The organism is Spirosoma gilvum, from assembly GCF_054776815.1.
This window is the reverse complement of the sequence record NZ_BAAHBH010000002.1, coordinates 152,132-167,383: the sequence shown is the minus strand read 5'-3', so window position 1 is coordinate 167,383 and position 15,252 is coordinate 152,132. Positions and strand designations below refer to the sequence as shown.

Below are 15,252 nucleotides of genomic sequence, written 5' to 3'. Positions count from 1 at the left end.
TTGACAGATACGCTACATCTCTCCGCGCTTACGGATACGCCATACAATGAATAGAACGACTACGGTCAATACGCCAATTAGTAGTGTACTATCTGATACTATGCTGCTGTTTGGGCTACCATGCCTGCCGCTTCCAGGAATATCTGCGAATACTGGCGAATAGATACTTAGGAGTGCCAGAATAAGGATTATTTTTTTCATCGTAGTAAGTGATAAGGTTTATTTGCAGAACCGTTCAGTACAGATTGATAATCAGACTACGTTTGTCATTTACCTCTACGTTTTCGAACCCGACGAACAATCAGAAGTAGTACTACAGCAAACACGCCAATCACCAATGTATTTGGCAATACGGATGGCTCGGCCGATTTTGGGTCAGGAATTTCATCGGCAAAAGCGCACAAATACATACTTATAAAGAGCAGAGTAAGCGTGTACTTTTTCATGATGATGGTGTTAAGGTTCAGTAGATTCCAGGTATCAAAGCCGCTTCGGCAAGGTTGAGCGTTGGTTATGAACCGACCAGAATGAATAGTATAGACACCAGGTCAGGACACCCAATAAAAGCAACTGCGTGAATAGCGAAAAATAAGAAGCCAACGGGACATACGACACCAATCCACCCAACGCAATGGCCAATCCAAATGTGGCACCACTCACCATAGCGGGCGTGTTTGGAAACAATCGCTGAAGAGCCACTATACTCACGGGCGTTAGGGATTGTAGCAATCCGGTTCCAAGCATTAGCCAGAATAACCGACGATACCCCCAGCCTAAGGCCGGGATGGCGATAGCCAGTGCTGTAAGCGCATATAGTTTCCAGGGAATCCGGTCAGTTAACCAGCCACCAATCAACTTACCCACCATGGCTGCCAGAGCCACATATAGCAGCCAATCATAGTGTTGGGCATAAAGTAATTGCACTATATTCCAGACAGCCGATCGCATCGCAATAGCCATCAGTAGCAGAATCATCAGGTAGTCGTGATGATCCAATTGCGGCTTTTCCTCAACGGTCATTCGAACTTGAACAAGTGGAAAGCTGGTCTTTAGCAGAACTAATCCGATTATTGCTAGTCCACTCATTAACAGATAACCTACGACATCCCACCCCATAGCACCAGCCCAACCACCTAACGCCAGGCCCATAACGCCAAAGGCGGAGAATAGCCCTACAAAACGCGATTTCTCCGGGAAGCTAGTCAGGGTGACAGCCCCTCCAGCCACATGATAGATGGCCGAACATAACCCTGCCAACACAACAGCCGGCCACAACAGTTCACCCATCAATAACCCTACTGCTGCCACCATGCCCACTAGCGACAGTATCGCCGGTAGGCGGTAATAACCTATTCGGTCAAGCCAGATACCGGCAGGAAGTTGACCACCAAACGCCAACAGATTATACACCATGATCGCACCGCCCATGTCTACGAAAGAGGAATCACTCGATAAATTCCCAATCAGGTAACCGGCAGCCGCGTCCGAAAAGCCATGACCAATACCCAGTGCGAATACGGTATAGTGATACCTGGAATTTCTGGCCAATAGACTATTTAGCGCATTCATCTGTCTGTAATTCAATAGATTGAATGCAACAAAGGTCGACTAAAAGAAATTTATATTCAATCTGGGAAAACCTATATTTTCAGGCGGAAAAACCTGTACTTGACTAAAAATAAGTATGGCCCCGACGAGGTCAGATGTCTATAGATGACTACTCTAGCTATAAACATTTGACTCCGACGGGGCCATACCTTGTCAGGACATTATAAGTTACTTCTCTGATCTAGCTTTATATCAAAACTAGATTCACCTTTCTTTACTAAACTCAAGTCCATCAAACAGCAGCTTATCAACCTTACCGGTTTTACCAAAGAGGAATTTGGCTTGAGCATTACCATACCAGGCTTTCTGATAAGGGCCGTAAAATGTGTCGTAATGCCAATGCGCCAGATTAGCTTTCAGGCTGTTATCATTGATAGTAACAGCTAAGCCATCGCGCTGCACAAGTATTTCGGCCACGCCATACAACGAGCTGGTATATTTCCCGGCATAGGCTGCTAATGGCAACGCGGGCGAGGTATCCTTTATGCGATCTTCGTAGAACTCATTGATGGCGTTTTTTCGCATCTTCTTAAGCCCGTCATATAAGGTTTTAAACTCGGTACTCCAATCCCGATTACCGCCCAGGGCAAACCAGTCGAAGGTTTTGTACATCAGCGCATGGCGTACCTCGGCATGGTCTAAGTTGCCGAATATATAAACACCCAATTTTTCATCGGGCAACTGACCCGTAATAGCAGTTAGTCCCGCCAGACTCCCAGTATGAAAATTGACTTTATATCCTTTGTAATCGTGTTGATACCAACCCAGACCGTAAGTTCGCCAGTTAGGCTTCAGGACGGACATCGTCGGGTATTCATCTTCCGGGAAAAACGTTTGTGGGGTAAACATCTCGGCCCAGGTTTCAGGCTTCAGCAGACGCCCTCCACTGTATTTGCTGCTGTCCAGCATACAGATGATCCATTTGCTAATATCATCAGCGGATGACCAGACGGCACCTGCCGAACCAATTTCGCTATCCGCACCGTATTCGATCACGCGGATGGTATCATTGATGCTAAAATGCGGCTTGGTCTGGTTGCCGTCTTTGATATAGCTGCGCTTGGGTGCCGTTCGGGTCATACCCAACGGATTGAACACGCGCTCTTTCAGAAATTCGGCCCAGGTTTTTCCGACAATCCGCTCTATAATACGACCAGCAGCGGAATAAAATGTATTCTGATACGCAAACCCTGCCCGAAAGGAGTAGCTGGGCTGTACAAGCCTCATTCGCTGAAACATCTCATTGGCCGGGATGGTCATGGCCCCTGTCATGAAATCGGTACTACCGATGCCAGTGTCGTGAATCAGCAGATCACGAATTCGCAACTCACGGGTCACGTAAGGATCGTACAGTTGAAGTTCGGGCAGGTATTTACTGACGGGATCGTTCCACCCGAGTTTGCCTTCATCGACCAGCATCCCTAGCAGCGTAACAGTCATCGCTTTCGTCGTAGACGCACAGGCAAACAGCGTCTGCGTGTCAACGAGATCAGATTTCCCCAGTTCCCGAACACCGTACCCTTTCTTAAAGATTACTTTGTTGTCTTTAACGACCGTAATGGCCATACCCGGAACGCCCCACTGCTGGCGGGCAGCTTCTACGTAGGCATCAAAATCCTGAAGTTGGCGGGAAGGGTTTGGCTGTTGAGCCCACAGCGAAATAGTGCTCAGAACGAGCAGAATGGTGGTAGATAGTTTCATGTAGCTTATGAACAGGTTGCAAATGGCACGACATACAAATCAATAACCTGTATATCACGCCATTTGCAATATATTCATAAACTGAATACGACATTAAACCGCAGCACCATGGCATCCTCCGTTTTTAAGCCCATAAGCGAAGGTCGTTCAATATTGTAATCGGTCATATTGACTGGAAACTCGCCCGTCAACGTCATTTTGTTTCCGTTGTCTTTGCGGGTAGCATTGAGCGTAACGGGTTTGGCAATCCCATGAAACGTCAGCGTCCCTTTAGCCGTTATCGCTCCATTATCACCCGCCTTAATATCCGAACTGGTAAATGTAACATTCGGGTATTTGATACCTTCCATAGCTTCTACCGCGTGCGAATCACGGTTGTTATTATCGCTGTCGAACGAGGCTACTTTTATGGAAACGGCAACCGTTTCGGGCTGTTTAGCTTCATCGTTATAGATAATGGCGCAATTAACATCATGGCTGACCCCTTCCCAGCTATGCAATGGGTGTTTGGCCGCATACGATACGGTTGAAGCGGCCTTGTCAGCCATAATTTTTCGTTTCGCCAAGGGTGCCTTAAAGGCACAAAGAATCATGATGGCTACAAGGCAGCCATTTGCAATCTGATAGTTTTTCATGATCTTAGAATTTTAGGGCCAGAATTGAGGCTGCGTAAGCTCCAAATGTGGTGTAGGCAGCGGCCCGGTGATACGGTTTTAGCGACGAATTATCTTCAATCATATGGGCCAGAATATTGGTAGTTATCATGCCGGCCAGGTGAACAATGGCTAAGTATCGATGCAATTTAATGGTTGTAAAACCACGCTTGGGTCCTACAATGGGGGGTGGAGCCGTAAGAGACAATGCCAGCGTGGTTCCGTACGAGATATTGATAAACGTCGCTGTACGCTCATGCCACTTCTTAGTATCGGTATAATCCTGACCTTTGGCATTATACAGTTTTGCACCCAGTATACCCTGCGTCACAAAGCCAGCCAGTGTCAGAAAGCCTCCGATCTGGTGGGCGACCAGCATCGTCCGCCGAACTTTCAGCTCATGAATCCGCCCTTCCGATGTGAGTGGAGCAATATTCATGGTACGCAACAAACCCTTCGGCCCCCAGAAGATGCGCTGGGTGAAGATCATTTTATGGGGTAGCAGTTCCTGCTTTTCGGTCGAGTCGGCCAGGCCAGCCAACAGGTCAGACGCCGAATTATCTGGCGTCTGACCTGGCGTAACCGTTGTATCCCGACGTATGGCGGTTGTATCCTGAGCCTGTAAGGAACCCAGCTCAACCCATACCAGTAAGGCAAAACAAACAAATTTCATCGGGCTGAATTTAGTGGTTAGGCAGTTACTGTCAGCGTATTTCCATCCGCGCTTAGCGACGTGTTGTACTTTGTTAATGCTTTAGTAGCTGGTCCAACGTCTACGGCGCCTGTCAGGCTGTATTCCGAACCGTGGTTATCGCAATAAACATCATCCTGGGCAGACCGATACTTCACCTCCGACCCTTCGTGCGTACAGGTTTTCGATAGGGCTATGTATGACCCACTTTTCGATTTGGCCACGATCAGGCTGCCAATAATCGCGTATTGACCCGCTGTTTTTAGTTTGCTGTAGTTAGAATTCGTCATATCTACGGTAAAGCTGATCGCCCCTTTCGACGTATCGGCATTACCTGTAACACCCGCTGCGGGGGGTGTTACGGGAGCGGGGTCACTACTATCGCTCTTTGAGCAGGCCGTCAATCCTGTACCCATGCAGTAGAAAGCCATTAGGGCTCCAGTGCTTAACCCAAGGCTACGCAAAAACTCTCCACGCTTCATTGTTTCGGTTGCTGAATTACTCTTCATCTGATTGTTCGGTTTCATGTAGTTACATTAATTAATAGCCTCCTTTAGACTATCTGTAGAGATTGCGTCATAATTTCAAACGAAGCGAGAAAAAGGCACCTGTACTTAATAAGTCAATCTTGAAAAGCCCGACTCCTCGCAGTGGCATCTTGATAAACGGTTCAATTTGCCAGGAAAGCCGTCGGCTCAACGCCCGTTCGTAGCCCACCGAAAAGTTAAGATTACTAAAGCCATAGCCACCGGTACTAGCCGTAGAATCGGTCCGCTGGTTATAGGTGTGCGCTGGATAATTGTAGTGATAGTCTTCCTGCTTGATGATGTAACTAGTTACACCTGTGCTTACAAACCAGCGATTCACTAACCGATTATCTGCTTTTTTAGGCTTCACCGAAAAATCATACCGCACGTTAAGCGGAATATCAAACATGTTACAGCGCCCATCTATGTTATTGGGCTTTGTGTAACCTCCCCACGCACCGGCTGGTGGATCGTATTCGTCAGGATAAGCCTGATAAATTTTCGTACTTTGAATCAACCCTGTCTGAACGCTCCAGCGCGATGCGAACCGATATTCCAGAAATGCGCCAATATTTGTACCAGGCCGGGAGAAATTATCTAATCCAACCGAACTCAAGTCGGGTGATACGCCGAAGCGAACGCTCAGCCCTCGCTGAAAAGGTATACTAGGCTTTGATACAACGGTACGGGCAGTCGTATCAGGATGCACAACGACAGGTGGAGTCGCAAAGGTTACCGTTGGCCATTTTGGTGGCCGAACCGCTAGCTTATACACGGTAAAGGACTCCGGCGAAATTGATTCGATCTCTTCGCCCGGCGTTATGGCTCCTCCAACAGCATAGCCTTCTGGTTGAACAATCTCCCGCTCACCAGATTTCTGTCGTTTGGTAGCCCAGGACGGCGACGTGAGTTTTGTTGAATAATCAGCCCCAACCAACGCAACCGGCTCAGAACTTATAACACGATTGCGGCTCTTACGCATACGTGCATTAGTACCTTTCTTCACTGTTCGCTCGTAACGAGCCGTTTTTGCTTCGTTGTTTGTGGCCAATAAAGGGGCCTCTGCTGATAGCTGATTATTCCGATTAGGGCGCGATAATCGACCATCAGATACTGGCTTATACGTATTTGTTGCCCGGTTCGTTGCAGGGCTTCGCGTCGGTGCTGTCGACGCTGTGGTTGCGGGACCTGGCCGCTTCGTCAATTTGTCAAGTCGGATTTCTGAATTCGTAGTCCTCTCTATCGATTCGATCTGATCAGCCGACTTCTGAACCTGATTGCCCTTCTTGTCGGAAGAGCTGGTAATAGTCAAGTCTGACTTGTGTGCTGGTGAAGGCTCCGCCGATTTAGCAGGCTGAGCTTCGGCTAATCGGGCCGGATCGACGGCAGTAGTTCCTTTAGCTGTTGTTTTTTGATAGACAAGCCATCCCCCCCCTGTTAGCAGCAATAGCAGCAGTACAGGTAATCCCCACCGAAGCAGGTTTTTCCAGAACAATGCCCCTGCAGGCATTGTGTGTTCGTTGCTGTCAAGGCGGGCCTTCATGTCCTGCCAGGCCGCCGGATCGAACGGGGGATCGAACTCTTCAGCCGACTTTCTGAAGAGCCCATCCAATTGGTCATCGGTTAGCTCTGGCATACTCGTCGTAGTTTAATTGTTTCAATAACTGGCGCAGGTTCTCGCGCGCCCGGGCGAGGTTCGATTTAGACGCACCGACCGAAATACCAAGTTGATTGGCAATTTCTTCGTGCGTAAATCCATCCATAACGTACAAGTTGAAAACCAGCCGGTAGGCAGGCGACAGGCGCTGAATCAGAGCCAGTAGATCTTCATGCGCTAATTGACTAAAGGCGTCGGCCGATTCCGCTATTGCGGTTTGCTCAATTCGTTCAACACCCTCATGCTGATGGCGAGCTTCCCGACGATACTGATCGACAGCCGCATTGATCATAATTCGTCGGAGCCAGCCTTTAAACGGCTGTGCAGGATCATACTGATCCAATCGTGTAAATACTTTCAAAAAACCATCGTTCAATACTTCCAATGCTTCCTCCCGCGTAGGTGCATATCGCATGCATACACTCATGGCATACCCATAAAATTGCCGGTACAGCAATTCCTGACTTTGCCGATGGTTGCGTAAGCAGCCTGCCAGCAGGTCGGTCAGAGCGGGTATGTTCGAAGCGTTGGACAAAATAAGCTTTAGTTAATAGAAGGAAATGAATGATGAATAATGTAAAATGAATAACGACTAACAATTACCATACTGATTAACAGAAGATTAATTATCCATTATTCATTTTACATTATTCATTATAATCATTGAGCCGGAGCTTCAACCGACGTGGTATTGACCACGGGCCAAATGCCTGGTTTCGGAACACTAACTCCTTTACTACTTCCTCGTTGCCCGGCATCGGCTCCAAAATAATACAATGGCCAGCCTTTGTAGGTCAATTGCGTTTTACCGACTGCAGTAATAGTTGCAAAATCAGCTTTATTGAGCGCCGATGGAATTTCTCCCAGCTTAGATGATGTCTGGAAGATAGGCCAGGTCGCATCATTACTCAAATCAGTCTTGGTGTACTTGTTTACATTCTTCTTATCGAATGCATAAGCATACAACGTACGTCCTAAACTATCGGTCAGAAATAACGAATTTCCGGCCCCCTCTTTGGTATCAAATGTATAGTTTTTCCCGTCAAGTCCAACCAATTGCCGCGACCCTAGCAGCACCGTGTAATTTGACTTAGCTACCATCCACAAATTACCTACATTCTCCCCCGTTACATCGCCTGCTTTTGCATCGTTTTTGTAATAGTACAGCGGCCAGCCTTTGAACGTCGTTTGTTTGGCCCCATCGGCCCTTGTTATTGTGCCAAAATCGGAAGACTTTAAGCCACTAGCCAGCGTAGGCGTCTCTTTGTAGAAAATAGGCCAGTTATCCAGGCAGGTACCTGAGCAATTGGCATCACCAGCCACATCCCTTGCAAAGAAGTACAACGTTTTGCCGTCTTGTCCGGTCAGTACCTGACCCAGCGCGGTGGTTCCCAGACCCACATCCGACGAAACAGTCGGATTATCCTCTTTACATCCCAACAATGTTGCTACACACAAAGCTGCCAGTAAAACTGACCGATTTACGTAAACGGAAGGTTTCATTTCTATCAACTGCGTTTTTTAGGTTGAATAAAAGAACAGTTGAACCGGTTCACTTGGCAATACGGATGGCTATAACCCTGGGTTGCGTAGGCGATTAAAAAAAGTTATTCTTTATCGGCGCGTCGGTCGGCCCGAATCTCCGGAATAGTATCTGAATCGATCAATCCAATCGAGGCAGCATGTTCGGCAGCAGCCACTGTATCGGACACGAGCATCATCGGGACATGGTAGGCTTCGGTCGTTCGAATCAGTTCGCGAACGGCTTCATCTCGCTGATCTTCCGACACATCGCGGATGTAAATGGCCAGTATCCGACCGGGGTTCTCACGCACGACTCGTGCATAAATTTCGGGGTCCTGCTGCCCGCTATCGCCAATCAGCACAAACGGCAATTGCGGGTTCACATCCAGCACCTTCTGAATCATGGCCAGTTTATGCGTATGATGCCCTTCGGAGGAAAGAAAGTCGGACGATAGGCTGAAATCGCGCAGTAAGATCGGCCCTTTGGGAATACCCTGTATGCGAAAGAAATCGACCAGCAGATCGTACAGATTCCAGGGACTGCTCGACACAAAATAGATCGGATTAAATAAGGTTGTAACGGGTCCACTTTGCAGTGCCCGGTAGAAAGCCCCGATACCCGCAAAAGGCAGCCGCGTATAGGCATTTCCCAAAAACGTCAGTCGGGCGGTTTGCAGCAGGTTGGTGGCATCGGTCACCAGAACGGTATCGTCAATATCGGAAATCACGCCAAACTGGCTGTATGTGGGTGAAATCATCAGATACCCATCTTTACTAACTGGCTGATTAACCGCCGTTTCCAACGTATCGGGCTGCAAAACTCCTTCCAGTGCATAACGAACCGGAAACCATGCCCGACCTGCTGGTAAATCATTTGGTGGGTTGATGGTCTGTTCGAAATAGCCTTCTTTATTCGTTACGGTTCGATAAACATGTCCAAATGCTTCAATCCGGACAGTTACGTCCGCAACAGCGTCGCTATCGAATCGCTGATAGGTAGCCAATAGATTCTGCCAGAATGTATCATGGTCGCTGGGGGTACTCAGGTCATTCTGCCGTAATACCCGACCTTTTAACCAGACCGCCGTCGGACTTCCAAATCCTCGATAATACATGATTCGGTAAGGTTTGTCGCTATCAAGTCGCCCCGACAGTCGGGCTTTGAGCCTATCAAACTGGGCATCCACATCGGCAACGGTATTTATCAGAAACTCTTTCCAACTGGTCATAAAGAGTAGATTTAACATGTAATGGTTGATGTTCAACGTTGGCTGACGCGAAAGTACCTGTCGTAGTAATCAACTTTAAACGTCAAACACCAAACTTTGACCTAAACATAAACCCATCCGGGGTTTAGTGATAACTTTGCTGGCGTTAACCTCACGGCAGCGACCGACCGTCCCCGGCCCCTCTCCTAAAATCAGGAGATAAGAATAGGGTGAGGTTACTCATTATTGACTACTAAAACCATGAGCAAACAAATTGTTTATAGCGAACAGGCTCCAGCTCCGATTGGCCCTTACAGTCAGGCTGTAAAAGCCGCTGGCATGCTGTTCGTTTCAGGTCAAATTGCCCTCGACGTTGCCGGTCAGGGCGACATTCAGGCCGAAACCCAGAAGGTAATGGAAAACATCGGGGCCATTCTGAAAGCCGCCGGACTTGATTACGCCAACATCGTGAAGAGCAGCATTTTTGTCAAAGACATGAACAACTTTGCAGCGATCAACGAAGTCTACGGCCGATATTTCCCTTCAGAACCACCCGCCCGCGAAACCGTCGAAGTGGCCCGATTGCCTAAAGATGTTAATGTTGAAATTTCAGTAATAGCTATCCAATGAGCGAAAGAGTGAAAGAGTGAAAGAGCGAAAACTCTCCCGCAGCTCTTTCACTCTTTCGCTCTTTCACTCTTTCAAAATTATGTCTAGTCCTGTTCGCGTTCGTTTTGCACCTAGTCCTACGGGACCGCTTCATATTGGCGGGGTGCGTACTGCGCTTTATAATTATCTGTTTGCCCGAAAAACGGGCGGCAAAATGCTCCTGCGGATCGAAGATACCGACCAGAATCGGTTTGTCCCCGGAGCCGAAGAATACATTCTTGAATCACTGCGCTGGATTGGCATCGAGATCGATGAAGGTCAGGGGGTAGGCGGTCCCGATGCGCCGTATCGCCAGTCGGAACGAAAAGAAATTTATCAGAAAGAAGCCCAGCGACTAATCGACGAAGGCAAAGCGTATTATGCGTTCGATACGGCCGAAGAGCTGGATGCCATGCGCAAACGGCTGGAACAGGCCAACGCCCCAGCCGCACAATACAACGCCATTACACGGATGCAGATGCGTAACTCGCTCACGATGAAGCCCGACGACGTGAAGGCTCGCATCGCAGCAGGCGATCCGTTTGTGGTTCGGCTGAAAACTCCTCGCAAAGAAGAAGTTCGATTAAACGATCTGATTCGGGGTTGGGTGACTGTTCACTCATCGGCTATTGATGATAAAGTGCTCTTGAAATCGGATGGGCTGCCCACCTATCACCTCGCCAACATCGTTGATGACCACCTGATGGGCATTACCCATGTGATTCGGGGTGAAGAGTGGTTACCCTCGGCACCGTTGCATGTGCTGCTGTATCGGTATCTAGGTTGGGAATCGACCATGCCGCAGTTTGCTCACCTGCCTTTGCTGCTCAAACCGGAAGGGAACGGCAAGCTTAGCAAGCGTGACGCTGATTTGGGTGGTTTCCCGATCTTCCCCTTGCAGTGGACCGACCCTACAACGGGTCAGGTGGCTCGTGGTTTCCGGGAAGATGGTTACCTCCCCGAAGCGGTTGTCAATTTTCTGGCTTTGCTTGGCTGGAACCCCGGTACCGAACAGGAGTTGTTTTCGATGGAGGAACTGATCGCAACGTTCGATATTGCTCAGGTACACAAAGCCGGAGCGCGGTTCGACATTCAGAAAGCGCAGTGGTTCAACCATCAGTATATCCGCCAACGCCCGGATTCGGAACTGGCTCCCACCGTTCAGCAACAGGCCGAAGCGGCCGGGTTTGATTGTTCGCTGGAGAAAGCTGAAAAGATCGTTTCGCTGCTGAAAGGCCGTGTCAATTTCGCGCATGAAATTTTCACGGAAGCCAGTACGATTTTCAACGCACCCACAACCTACGACGAAGCCATTGTAGCCGCCAAATGGAACGACGATGCCAAACGCGCTGTAACCGTTTTCCGTGATGCCCTGCAAGCATTCGATGGTGATTTTGTGGCCGATTCGATCAAGCACACGTTAGGCGATGCGATGCAACAGGCTGGTATCAAGCAGGGAAAAATCATGCAGGCGATGCGTCTGGCCCTGACCGGCCTTGGCGCTGGTCCCGACCTGATGCTAACGTTGGAAATTATCGGCAAAGAACAGACTATCCAGCGACTCGAAAAAGCACTGGCTACTCTAAAATCGCCAGTCAGCTAACTTTTTCAAACCTATAAGGCCTTTGAAGCCTTATAGGTTTACTTTTGATTTTCAAACACTAAACTCATGGCTAAGAAGAAAACCAATCCCGACGAAAACGATAAACCACGAGTCCATAAAGAACTCGAAGGCTTCGATATCAAGATCAACTCGTTCGGTGAAATCACCACGAGTTTCGATATTGACCGCATTAACCAGTTTCTGAACAAAACGGTCGATGATAAAAAACTTCGCCATCGTACCGACCTGAACCTGAAAGGTGAGTCCGAACCCGATGAACTTGATGAACAGGATGATGACGATTTGAATTTAGATGATTTAAATCTTGACGAAGATTCAAAATGAATATCCCTTCCTTAACTTCGGTTGAAGCCCTGCCCATGTATACGCTTCGCTTGCAGTTTGAGGACGGTACTACTGGTTTGGTCGATCTCTCGAACCTGGCAGGAAGGGGCGTTTTTAGCGCCTGGGATAATGACAACTTATTTTCCAGGCCTTATATCAATGAAATGGGTACGGTAGCCTGGAACGATTTACTCGACATAGATTTATTAAATGCTTACTTAACAATAAAAAACACTACGTTTGAGGCCTGGAAACAACAGACAACTTCTCATGCCTCAGATTAGTCGTTTCTTCGGTATTATCATAGCTATGTACTATGATGATCATAACCCTCCCCACTTCCATGCTAAATATGGCAATGATCAAGCATTGATTAGTATCAATGACCTAACAGTTATTGAAGGCAAACTTCCTTCCCGTGCACTAGGTATGGTCATCGAATGGGCTGTTATTCATCAGGGCGAATTATTAGCAAATTGGGAATTAGCCAAATCCTTACAACCTTTGACTACAATCGAACCTTTACACTAATAAAGCTAATTCTAAAGCTCGCAAAAAAGCCTGACCTGCCAAATCGCCCGGTCGGGCTTTTTTTTGCCCGTTTATCAGAAAAATTAGCGGCTAAATGCCAGGGTTTCCGTAGTTTTCGGTTACGAAACTAACCATAACGACACTTAGCATGTACTCGCACGAAATCGACTACAAAATCATTGGTGAAGACATTCAGATTGTAGAAATCGAACTCGATCCGAACGAAACCGTCATTGCAGAAGCTGGCTCTATGCTGTTTATGGAAGATGGCATCACCTTCGAAACCAAAATGGGCGATGGCTCTCAGCCCGACCAGGGTTTTCTAGGTAAACTGCTTCAGGCTGGTTCACGGATGATTATGGGCGAGTCGTTGTTCATGACGCATTTCACCAACCGAGGTGTTGGCAAGCGGAAAGTGGCCTTTGCAGCACCTTATCCAGGTACAGTGATGCCCATCAATCTGGCGAATGTGTATGGCAACACACTCATTGTTCAGAAAGATGCGTTCCTGTGTGCCGCCCTGGGCACCAAACTAAGTATTCAGTTCAATCAACGGCTGGGCGCAGGTTTTTTTGGCGGTGAAGGCTTCATTCTTGAAAAAGTGCAGGGCGATGGCATGGCGTTTGTCCATGCAGGTGGTGTTGTAGTTGAACGTACGCTGAACAACGAAACTCTGCGCGTCGATACGGGCTGTGTGGTGGGTTTTGAACCAAGCATTAGTTTCGATATTCAACGGGCCGGTGGTCTGCGCAGTATGGTTTTTGGGGGCGAGGGGCTGTTCCTGGCAACGCTGCGTGGTACCGGTAAAGTCTGGATTCAGTCGATGCCAATCTCGAAACTGGTTCAGCGGTTGTCGCCTAATAGCGCCCAATCGCATAAAGAAGGTGGTTCTGTACTTGGCCAACTAGGCAACCTGTTTGAAGATTAATATATACCTAGCAGCTTCTAATTAAAGAATCTCTTGAATTTTGCTCTATGCCGAAACTAGCGGTCTATGGAAATCTAGTATATTACATTTTCGCTTATGATCTTCTTGAACGGATGCACGTACATGTGTCGAACACTAAAAGTCGCTCTGGTCGATCAGCTAAGATTTGGTTAGATACGCTAGATGTATTTGAACGTGGAAGTTTAACCGAGAAAGAAATTTCTATCGCCTTAAAAGTGTTAGTGAAGCATAAAGACGATCTTGAGAGATCGATTCGCACCTTCGCAACCGATGGAGAAGTAAAAACATTACATCTACGATGAGAAATGTAGGCTTTAATTCTACTATTCCGGAAATTGTGCGAGTTTCCTTCCGAAAAGAAGGAGCTATTACTTTGTATCTGGAAGATGGCCGAACACTTTTTGCTCCTTTAAATCGCTTTCCAGGGATTTCAAAATTAACAGTGGAGCAACGAAAACTCTATCATATTTCTGACGGAGCTTTCTTAATGTTTCAAGGTGACGATGAAATCTATCATATTCAAGACTTCTTAGGTACCTTTGAAACAAACTCCTATCACTCATTAAATAAGCAAATCCAGATTGATTTTCTAGCAGCTTTTCGGCAACTTCTGATTAGTTTAGGTACTGCTGAAAACCTACCTGTTAACGAACAATTATTTATACGCCTGACGGATTATTGGGAACATACTCATAATATTCCTCCAACTGTTCTGTTTAAAGGAATACCTATAGAGACTATAGTTACTCGATTACAGAAATCAGACAGGCGTTTGCGTTTTCCAAATGAGTTTATTGCAGGTGAAATTAGAAGCGAACAAGGTTTAACAGGCTTTTCAGCAAAATTTCGTGAGCAGGGTTGGATTATTTTACCTGCTGAGTTATCCACGACTTACAAAAATCTATTTTTGAATATTTTGGTAGCTTCTATAGGCTTAGAGTACCTTTATCCATCAAGGAGAGAATTGTTAACCGAAGCTGAACATGTAGCATTAGAAGCTATGGTGCCCGAAGTTGAAATAAGAAAATTTTTTGGTGTAAATCTGACTCGATATCCTGATAGTTTCCGAAACGAAGTTGCCAACTATTTCAACATCCCTTTTGATTATTTACTAAAACGGGCAAATTATTTGGGATTAGTTCGAGAGGCTGATAATTCTATTGCCCAAAAACTATCAGTCCCTCGGAAATTGGCCGGCAAACGAGCAGCATAATAATGCTATTAGGTGAACCTGCTAACTAGTGTTACTGTTTTATTTGGAACAATAAGGCAACAAAATGGAAGTTATCTGCACAAACGACAATTTTCCGGCTCCTGTGCTGGCATTTTATGCAGAGTTTGGTGTACAAACGCCCAAACGTGATAAAATGTATACCATCCGTCAGGTGAAGCGTCACACAACCGGCGAAACGGGTGTGCTGCTGAACGAAATCAAAAATCCCGATGTACCCGTAAAGCATCCGGTTATGGGCGAAGTCTGGTTTGAGCCTACGTTCAACATCAATCGCTTTGCTACACTGATGGGACAGCCTGTTCGGCAGGAAGAGCTGGAAAACGTAAATGCCTGATTAGGTCATACATAGTCTATTGCAAAAGCCCAGCACCAA

The 15,252-nt window shown here is 47.2% G+C and carries 20 protein-coding genes; 9 read left to right on the top strand and 11 right to left on the bottom strand.

The features are described from left to right. Positions 1-12: 12 nt before the first annotated feature. From ACYVFD_RS05505 to ACYVFD_RS05455, 11 genes are all read right to left on the bottom strand, one after another. Positions 13-201, bottom strand: a complete 189-nt coding sequence (locus ACYVFD_RS05505; protein WP_461088766.1) for a hypothetical protein — start codon at positions 199-201, stop codon at positions 13-15. 65 nt (positions 202-266) lie between these two features. Further along, positions 267-446 (bottom strand): hypothetical protein, encoded by a 180-nt coding sequence (locus tag ACYVFD_RS05500; RefSeq protein ID WP_461088765.1) that lies wholly within the window; start codon positions 444-446, stop codon positions 267-269. A gap of 34 nt (positions 447-480) precedes the next feature. Then, complete coding sequence (locus tag ACYVFD_RS05495; protein ID WP_461088764.1) at positions 481-1,569, bottom strand: MFS transporter; 1,089 nt, start codon at positions 1,567-1,569, stop codon at positions 481-483. Positions 1,570-1,812: 243 nt separating this feature from the next. Then, positions 1,813-3,309, bottom strand: coding sequence for a serine hydrolase (locus tag ACYVFD_RS05490; RefSeq protein ID WP_461088763.1), 1,497 nt, complete (start codon positions 3,307-3,309; stop codon positions 1,813-1,815). A 74-nt stretch (positions 3,310-3,383) separates the two neighbouring features. After that, entirely contained in the window at positions 3,384-3,944 is a 561-nt protein-coding gene (locus ACYVFD_RS05485; RefSeq protein ID WP_461088762.1) for a YceI family protein, read from the bottom strand. Between the two features lie 4 nt (positions 3,945-3,948). Next, positions 3,949-4,635, bottom strand: coding sequence for a hypothetical protein (locus ACYVFD_RS05480; RefSeq protein WP_461088761.1), 687 nt, complete (start codon positions 4,633-4,635; stop codon positions 3,949-3,951). A gap of 17 nt (positions 4,636-4,652) precedes the next feature. Then, positions 4,653-5,180 (bottom strand): QcrA and Rieske domain-containing protein, encoded by a 528-nt coding sequence (locus ACYVFD_RS05475; protein WP_461088760.1) that lies wholly within the window; start codon positions 5,178-5,180, stop codon positions 4,653-4,655. A 49-nt stretch (positions 5,181-5,229) separates the two neighbouring features. After that, positions 5,230-6,816, bottom strand: a complete 1,587-nt coding sequence (locus ACYVFD_RS05470; RefSeq protein ID WP_461088759.1) for a porin family protein — start codon at positions 6,814-6,816, stop codon at positions 5,230-5,232. Continuing rightward, on the bottom strand, positions 6,797-7,372 hold the full coding sequence (locus tag ACYVFD_RS05465; protein WP_461088758.1) for an RNA polymerase sigma factor: 576 nt from the start codon (positions 7,370-7,372) through the stop codon (positions 6,797-6,799). Before ACYVFD_RS05465 ends, ACYVFD_RS05470 begins: the two co-directional genes overlap by 20 nt. A 125-nt stretch (positions 7,373-7,497) precedes the next feature. Next, the gene (locus ACYVFD_RS05460) at positions 7,498-8,340 is read right to left on the bottom strand and encodes a hypothetical protein (RefSeq protein ID WP_461088757.1); all 843 of its coding nucleotides are present in this window, start codon (positions 8,338-8,340) and stop codon (positions 7,498-7,500) included. A gap of 104 nt (positions 8,341-8,444) precedes the next feature. Beyond that, a complete protein-coding gene (locus ACYVFD_RS05455) occupies positions 8,445-9,590 on the bottom strand; it encodes an App1 family protein (RefSeq protein ID WP_461089453.1) in 1,146 nt (381 codons plus the stop codon). A 240-nt stretch (positions 9,591-9,830) separates the two neighbouring features. Between ACYVFD_RS05455 and ACYVFD_RS05450 the strand changes: the two genes are divergently transcribed. From ACYVFD_RS05450 to ACYVFD_RS05410, 9 genes are all read left to right on the top strand, one after another. Beyond that, positions 9,831-10,199 carry a Rid family detoxifying hydrolase gene (locus ACYVFD_RS05450; protein ID WP_461088756.1) on the top strand — a complete coding sequence of 123 codons (369 nt, stop codon included), beginning with the start codon at positions 9,831-9,833 and terminating at the stop codon, positions 10,197-10,199. A gap of 79 nt (positions 10,200-10,278) precedes the next feature. Then, on the top strand, positions 10,279-11,820 hold the full coding sequence (gene gltX / locus ACYVFD_RS05445; RefSeq protein ID WP_461088755.1) for a glutamate--tRNA ligase: 1,542 nt from the start codon (positions 10,279-10,281) through the stop codon (positions 11,818-11,820). 66 nt (positions 11,821-11,886) lie between these two features. Then, a complete protein-coding gene (locus tag ACYVFD_RS05440; protein WP_461088754.1) occupies positions 11,887-12,165 on the top strand; it encodes a hypothetical protein in 279 nt (92 codons plus the stop codon). Next, the gene (locus ACYVFD_RS05435; RefSeq protein WP_461088753.1) at positions 12,162-12,449 is read left to right on the top strand and encodes a DUF2442 domain-containing protein; all 288 of its coding nucleotides are present in this window, start codon (positions 12,162-12,164) and stop codon (positions 12,447-12,449) included. Before ACYVFD_RS05440 ends, ACYVFD_RS05435 begins: the two co-directional genes overlap by 4 nt. Next, a complete protein-coding gene (locus ACYVFD_RS05430; protein WP_461088752.1) occupies positions 12,436-12,696 on the top strand; it encodes a DUF4160 domain-containing protein in 261 nt (86 codons plus the stop codon). The genes ACYVFD_RS05435 and ACYVFD_RS05430 overlap by 14 nt, the downstream gene beginning before the upstream one ends. A 148-nt stretch (positions 12,697-12,844) precedes the next feature. Beyond that, a complete protein-coding gene (locus ACYVFD_RS05425) occupies positions 12,845-13,624 on the top strand; it encodes a TIGR00266 family protein (protein ID WP_461088751.1) in 780 nt (259 codons plus the stop codon). 47 nt (positions 13,625-13,671) lie between these two features. After that, positions 13,672-13,947, top strand: coding sequence for a DUF4160 domain-containing protein (locus ACYVFD_RS05420; RefSeq protein WP_461088750.1), 276 nt, complete (start codon positions 13,672-13,674; stop codon positions 13,945-13,947). Further along, complete coding sequence (locus tag ACYVFD_RS05415) at positions 13,944-14,858, top strand: DUF2442 domain-containing protein (RefSeq protein WP_461088749.1); 915 nt, start codon at positions 13,944-13,946, stop codon at positions 14,856-14,858. The genes ACYVFD_RS05420 and ACYVFD_RS05415 overlap by 4 nt, the downstream gene beginning before the upstream one ends. Positions 14,859-14,922: 64 nt before the next feature. Continuing rightward, positions 14,923-15,213 (top strand): hypothetical protein, encoded by a 291-nt coding sequence (locus tag ACYVFD_RS05410; RefSeq protein ID WP_461088748.1) that lies wholly within the window; start codon positions 14,923-14,925, stop codon positions 15,211-15,213. Positions 15,214-15,252 lie beyond the last annotated feature (39 nt).

Bases quoted from the DNA above. Each gene is read 5' to 3' on its own strand.
- ACYVFD_RS05490 (WP_461088763.1), bottom strand. From the start codon at position 3,309: ATGAAACTATCTACCACCATTCTGCTCGTTCTGAGCACTATTTCGCTG.
- ACYVFD_RS05495 (WP_461088764.1), bottom strand. From the start codon at position 1,569: ATGAATGCGCTAAATAGTCTATTGGCCAGAAATTCCAGGTATCACTAT.
- ACYVFD_RS05430 (WP_461088752.1), top strand. From the start codon at position 12,436: ATGCCTCAGATTAGTCGTTTCTTCGGTATTATCATAGCTATGTACTAT.
- ACYVFD_RS05410 (WP_461088748.1), top strand. From the start codon at position 14,923: ATGGAAGTTATCTGCACAAACGACAATTTTCCGGCTCCTGTGCTGGCA.
- ACYVFD_RS05440 (WP_461088754.1), top strand. From the start codon at position 11,887: ATGGCTAAGAAGAAAACCAATCCCGACGAAAACGATAAACCACGAGTC.
- ACYVFD_RS05470 (WP_461088759.1), bottom strand. From the start codon at position 6,816: ATGCCAGAGCTAACCGATGACCAATTGGATGGGCTCTTCAGAAAGTCG.
- ACYVFD_RS05485 (WP_461088762.1), bottom strand. From the start codon at position 3,944: ATGAAAAACTATCAGATTGCAAATGGCTGCCTTGTAGCCATCATGATT.
- ACYVFD_RS05420 (WP_461088750.1), top strand. From the start codon at position 13,672: ATGCCGAAACTAGCGGTCTATGGAAATCTAGTATATTACATTTTCGCT.
- ACYVFD_RS05455 (WP_461089453.1), bottom strand. From the start codon at position 9,590: ATGACCAGTTGGAAAGAGTTTCTGATAAATACCGTTGCCGATGTGGAT.
- ACYVFD_RS05500 (WP_461088765.1), bottom strand. From the start codon at position 446: ATGAAAAAGTACACGCTTACTCTGCTCTTTATAAGTATGTATTTGTGC.
- gltX (WP_461088755.1), top strand. From the start codon at position 10,279: ATGTCTAGTCCTGTTCGCGTTCGTTTTGCACCTAGTCCTACGGGACCG.
- ACYVFD_RS05425 (WP_461088751.1), top strand. From the start codon at position 12,845: ATGTACTCGCACGAAATCGACTACAAAATCATTGGTGAAGACATTCAG.
- ACYVFD_RS05460 (WP_461088757.1), bottom strand. From the start codon at position 8,340: ATGAAACCTTCCGTTTACGTAAATCGGTCAGTTTTACTGGCAGCTTTG.
- ACYVFD_RS05480 (WP_461088761.1), bottom strand. From the start codon at position 4,635: ATGAAATTTGTTTGTTTTGCCTTACTGGTATGGGTTGAGCTGGGTTCC.
- ACYVFD_RS05450 (WP_461088756.1), top strand. From the start codon at position 9,831: ATGAGCAAACAAATTGTTTATAGCGAACAGGCTCCAGCTCCGATTGGC.
- ACYVFD_RS05505 (WP_461088766.1), bottom strand. From the start codon at position 201: ATGAAAAAAATAATCCTTATTCTGGCACTCCTAAGTATCTATTCGCCA.
- ACYVFD_RS05415 (WP_461088749.1), top strand. From the start codon at position 13,944: ATGAGAAATGTAGGCTTTAATTCTACTATTCCGGAAATTGTGCGAGTT.
- ACYVFD_RS05475 (WP_461088760.1), bottom strand. From the start codon at position 5,180: ATGAAACCGAACAATCAGATGAAGAGTAATTCAGCAACCGAAACAATG.
- ACYVFD_RS05435 (WP_461088753.1), top strand. From the start codon at position 12,162: ATGAATATCCCTTCCTTAACTTCGGTTGAAGCCCTGCCCATGTATACG.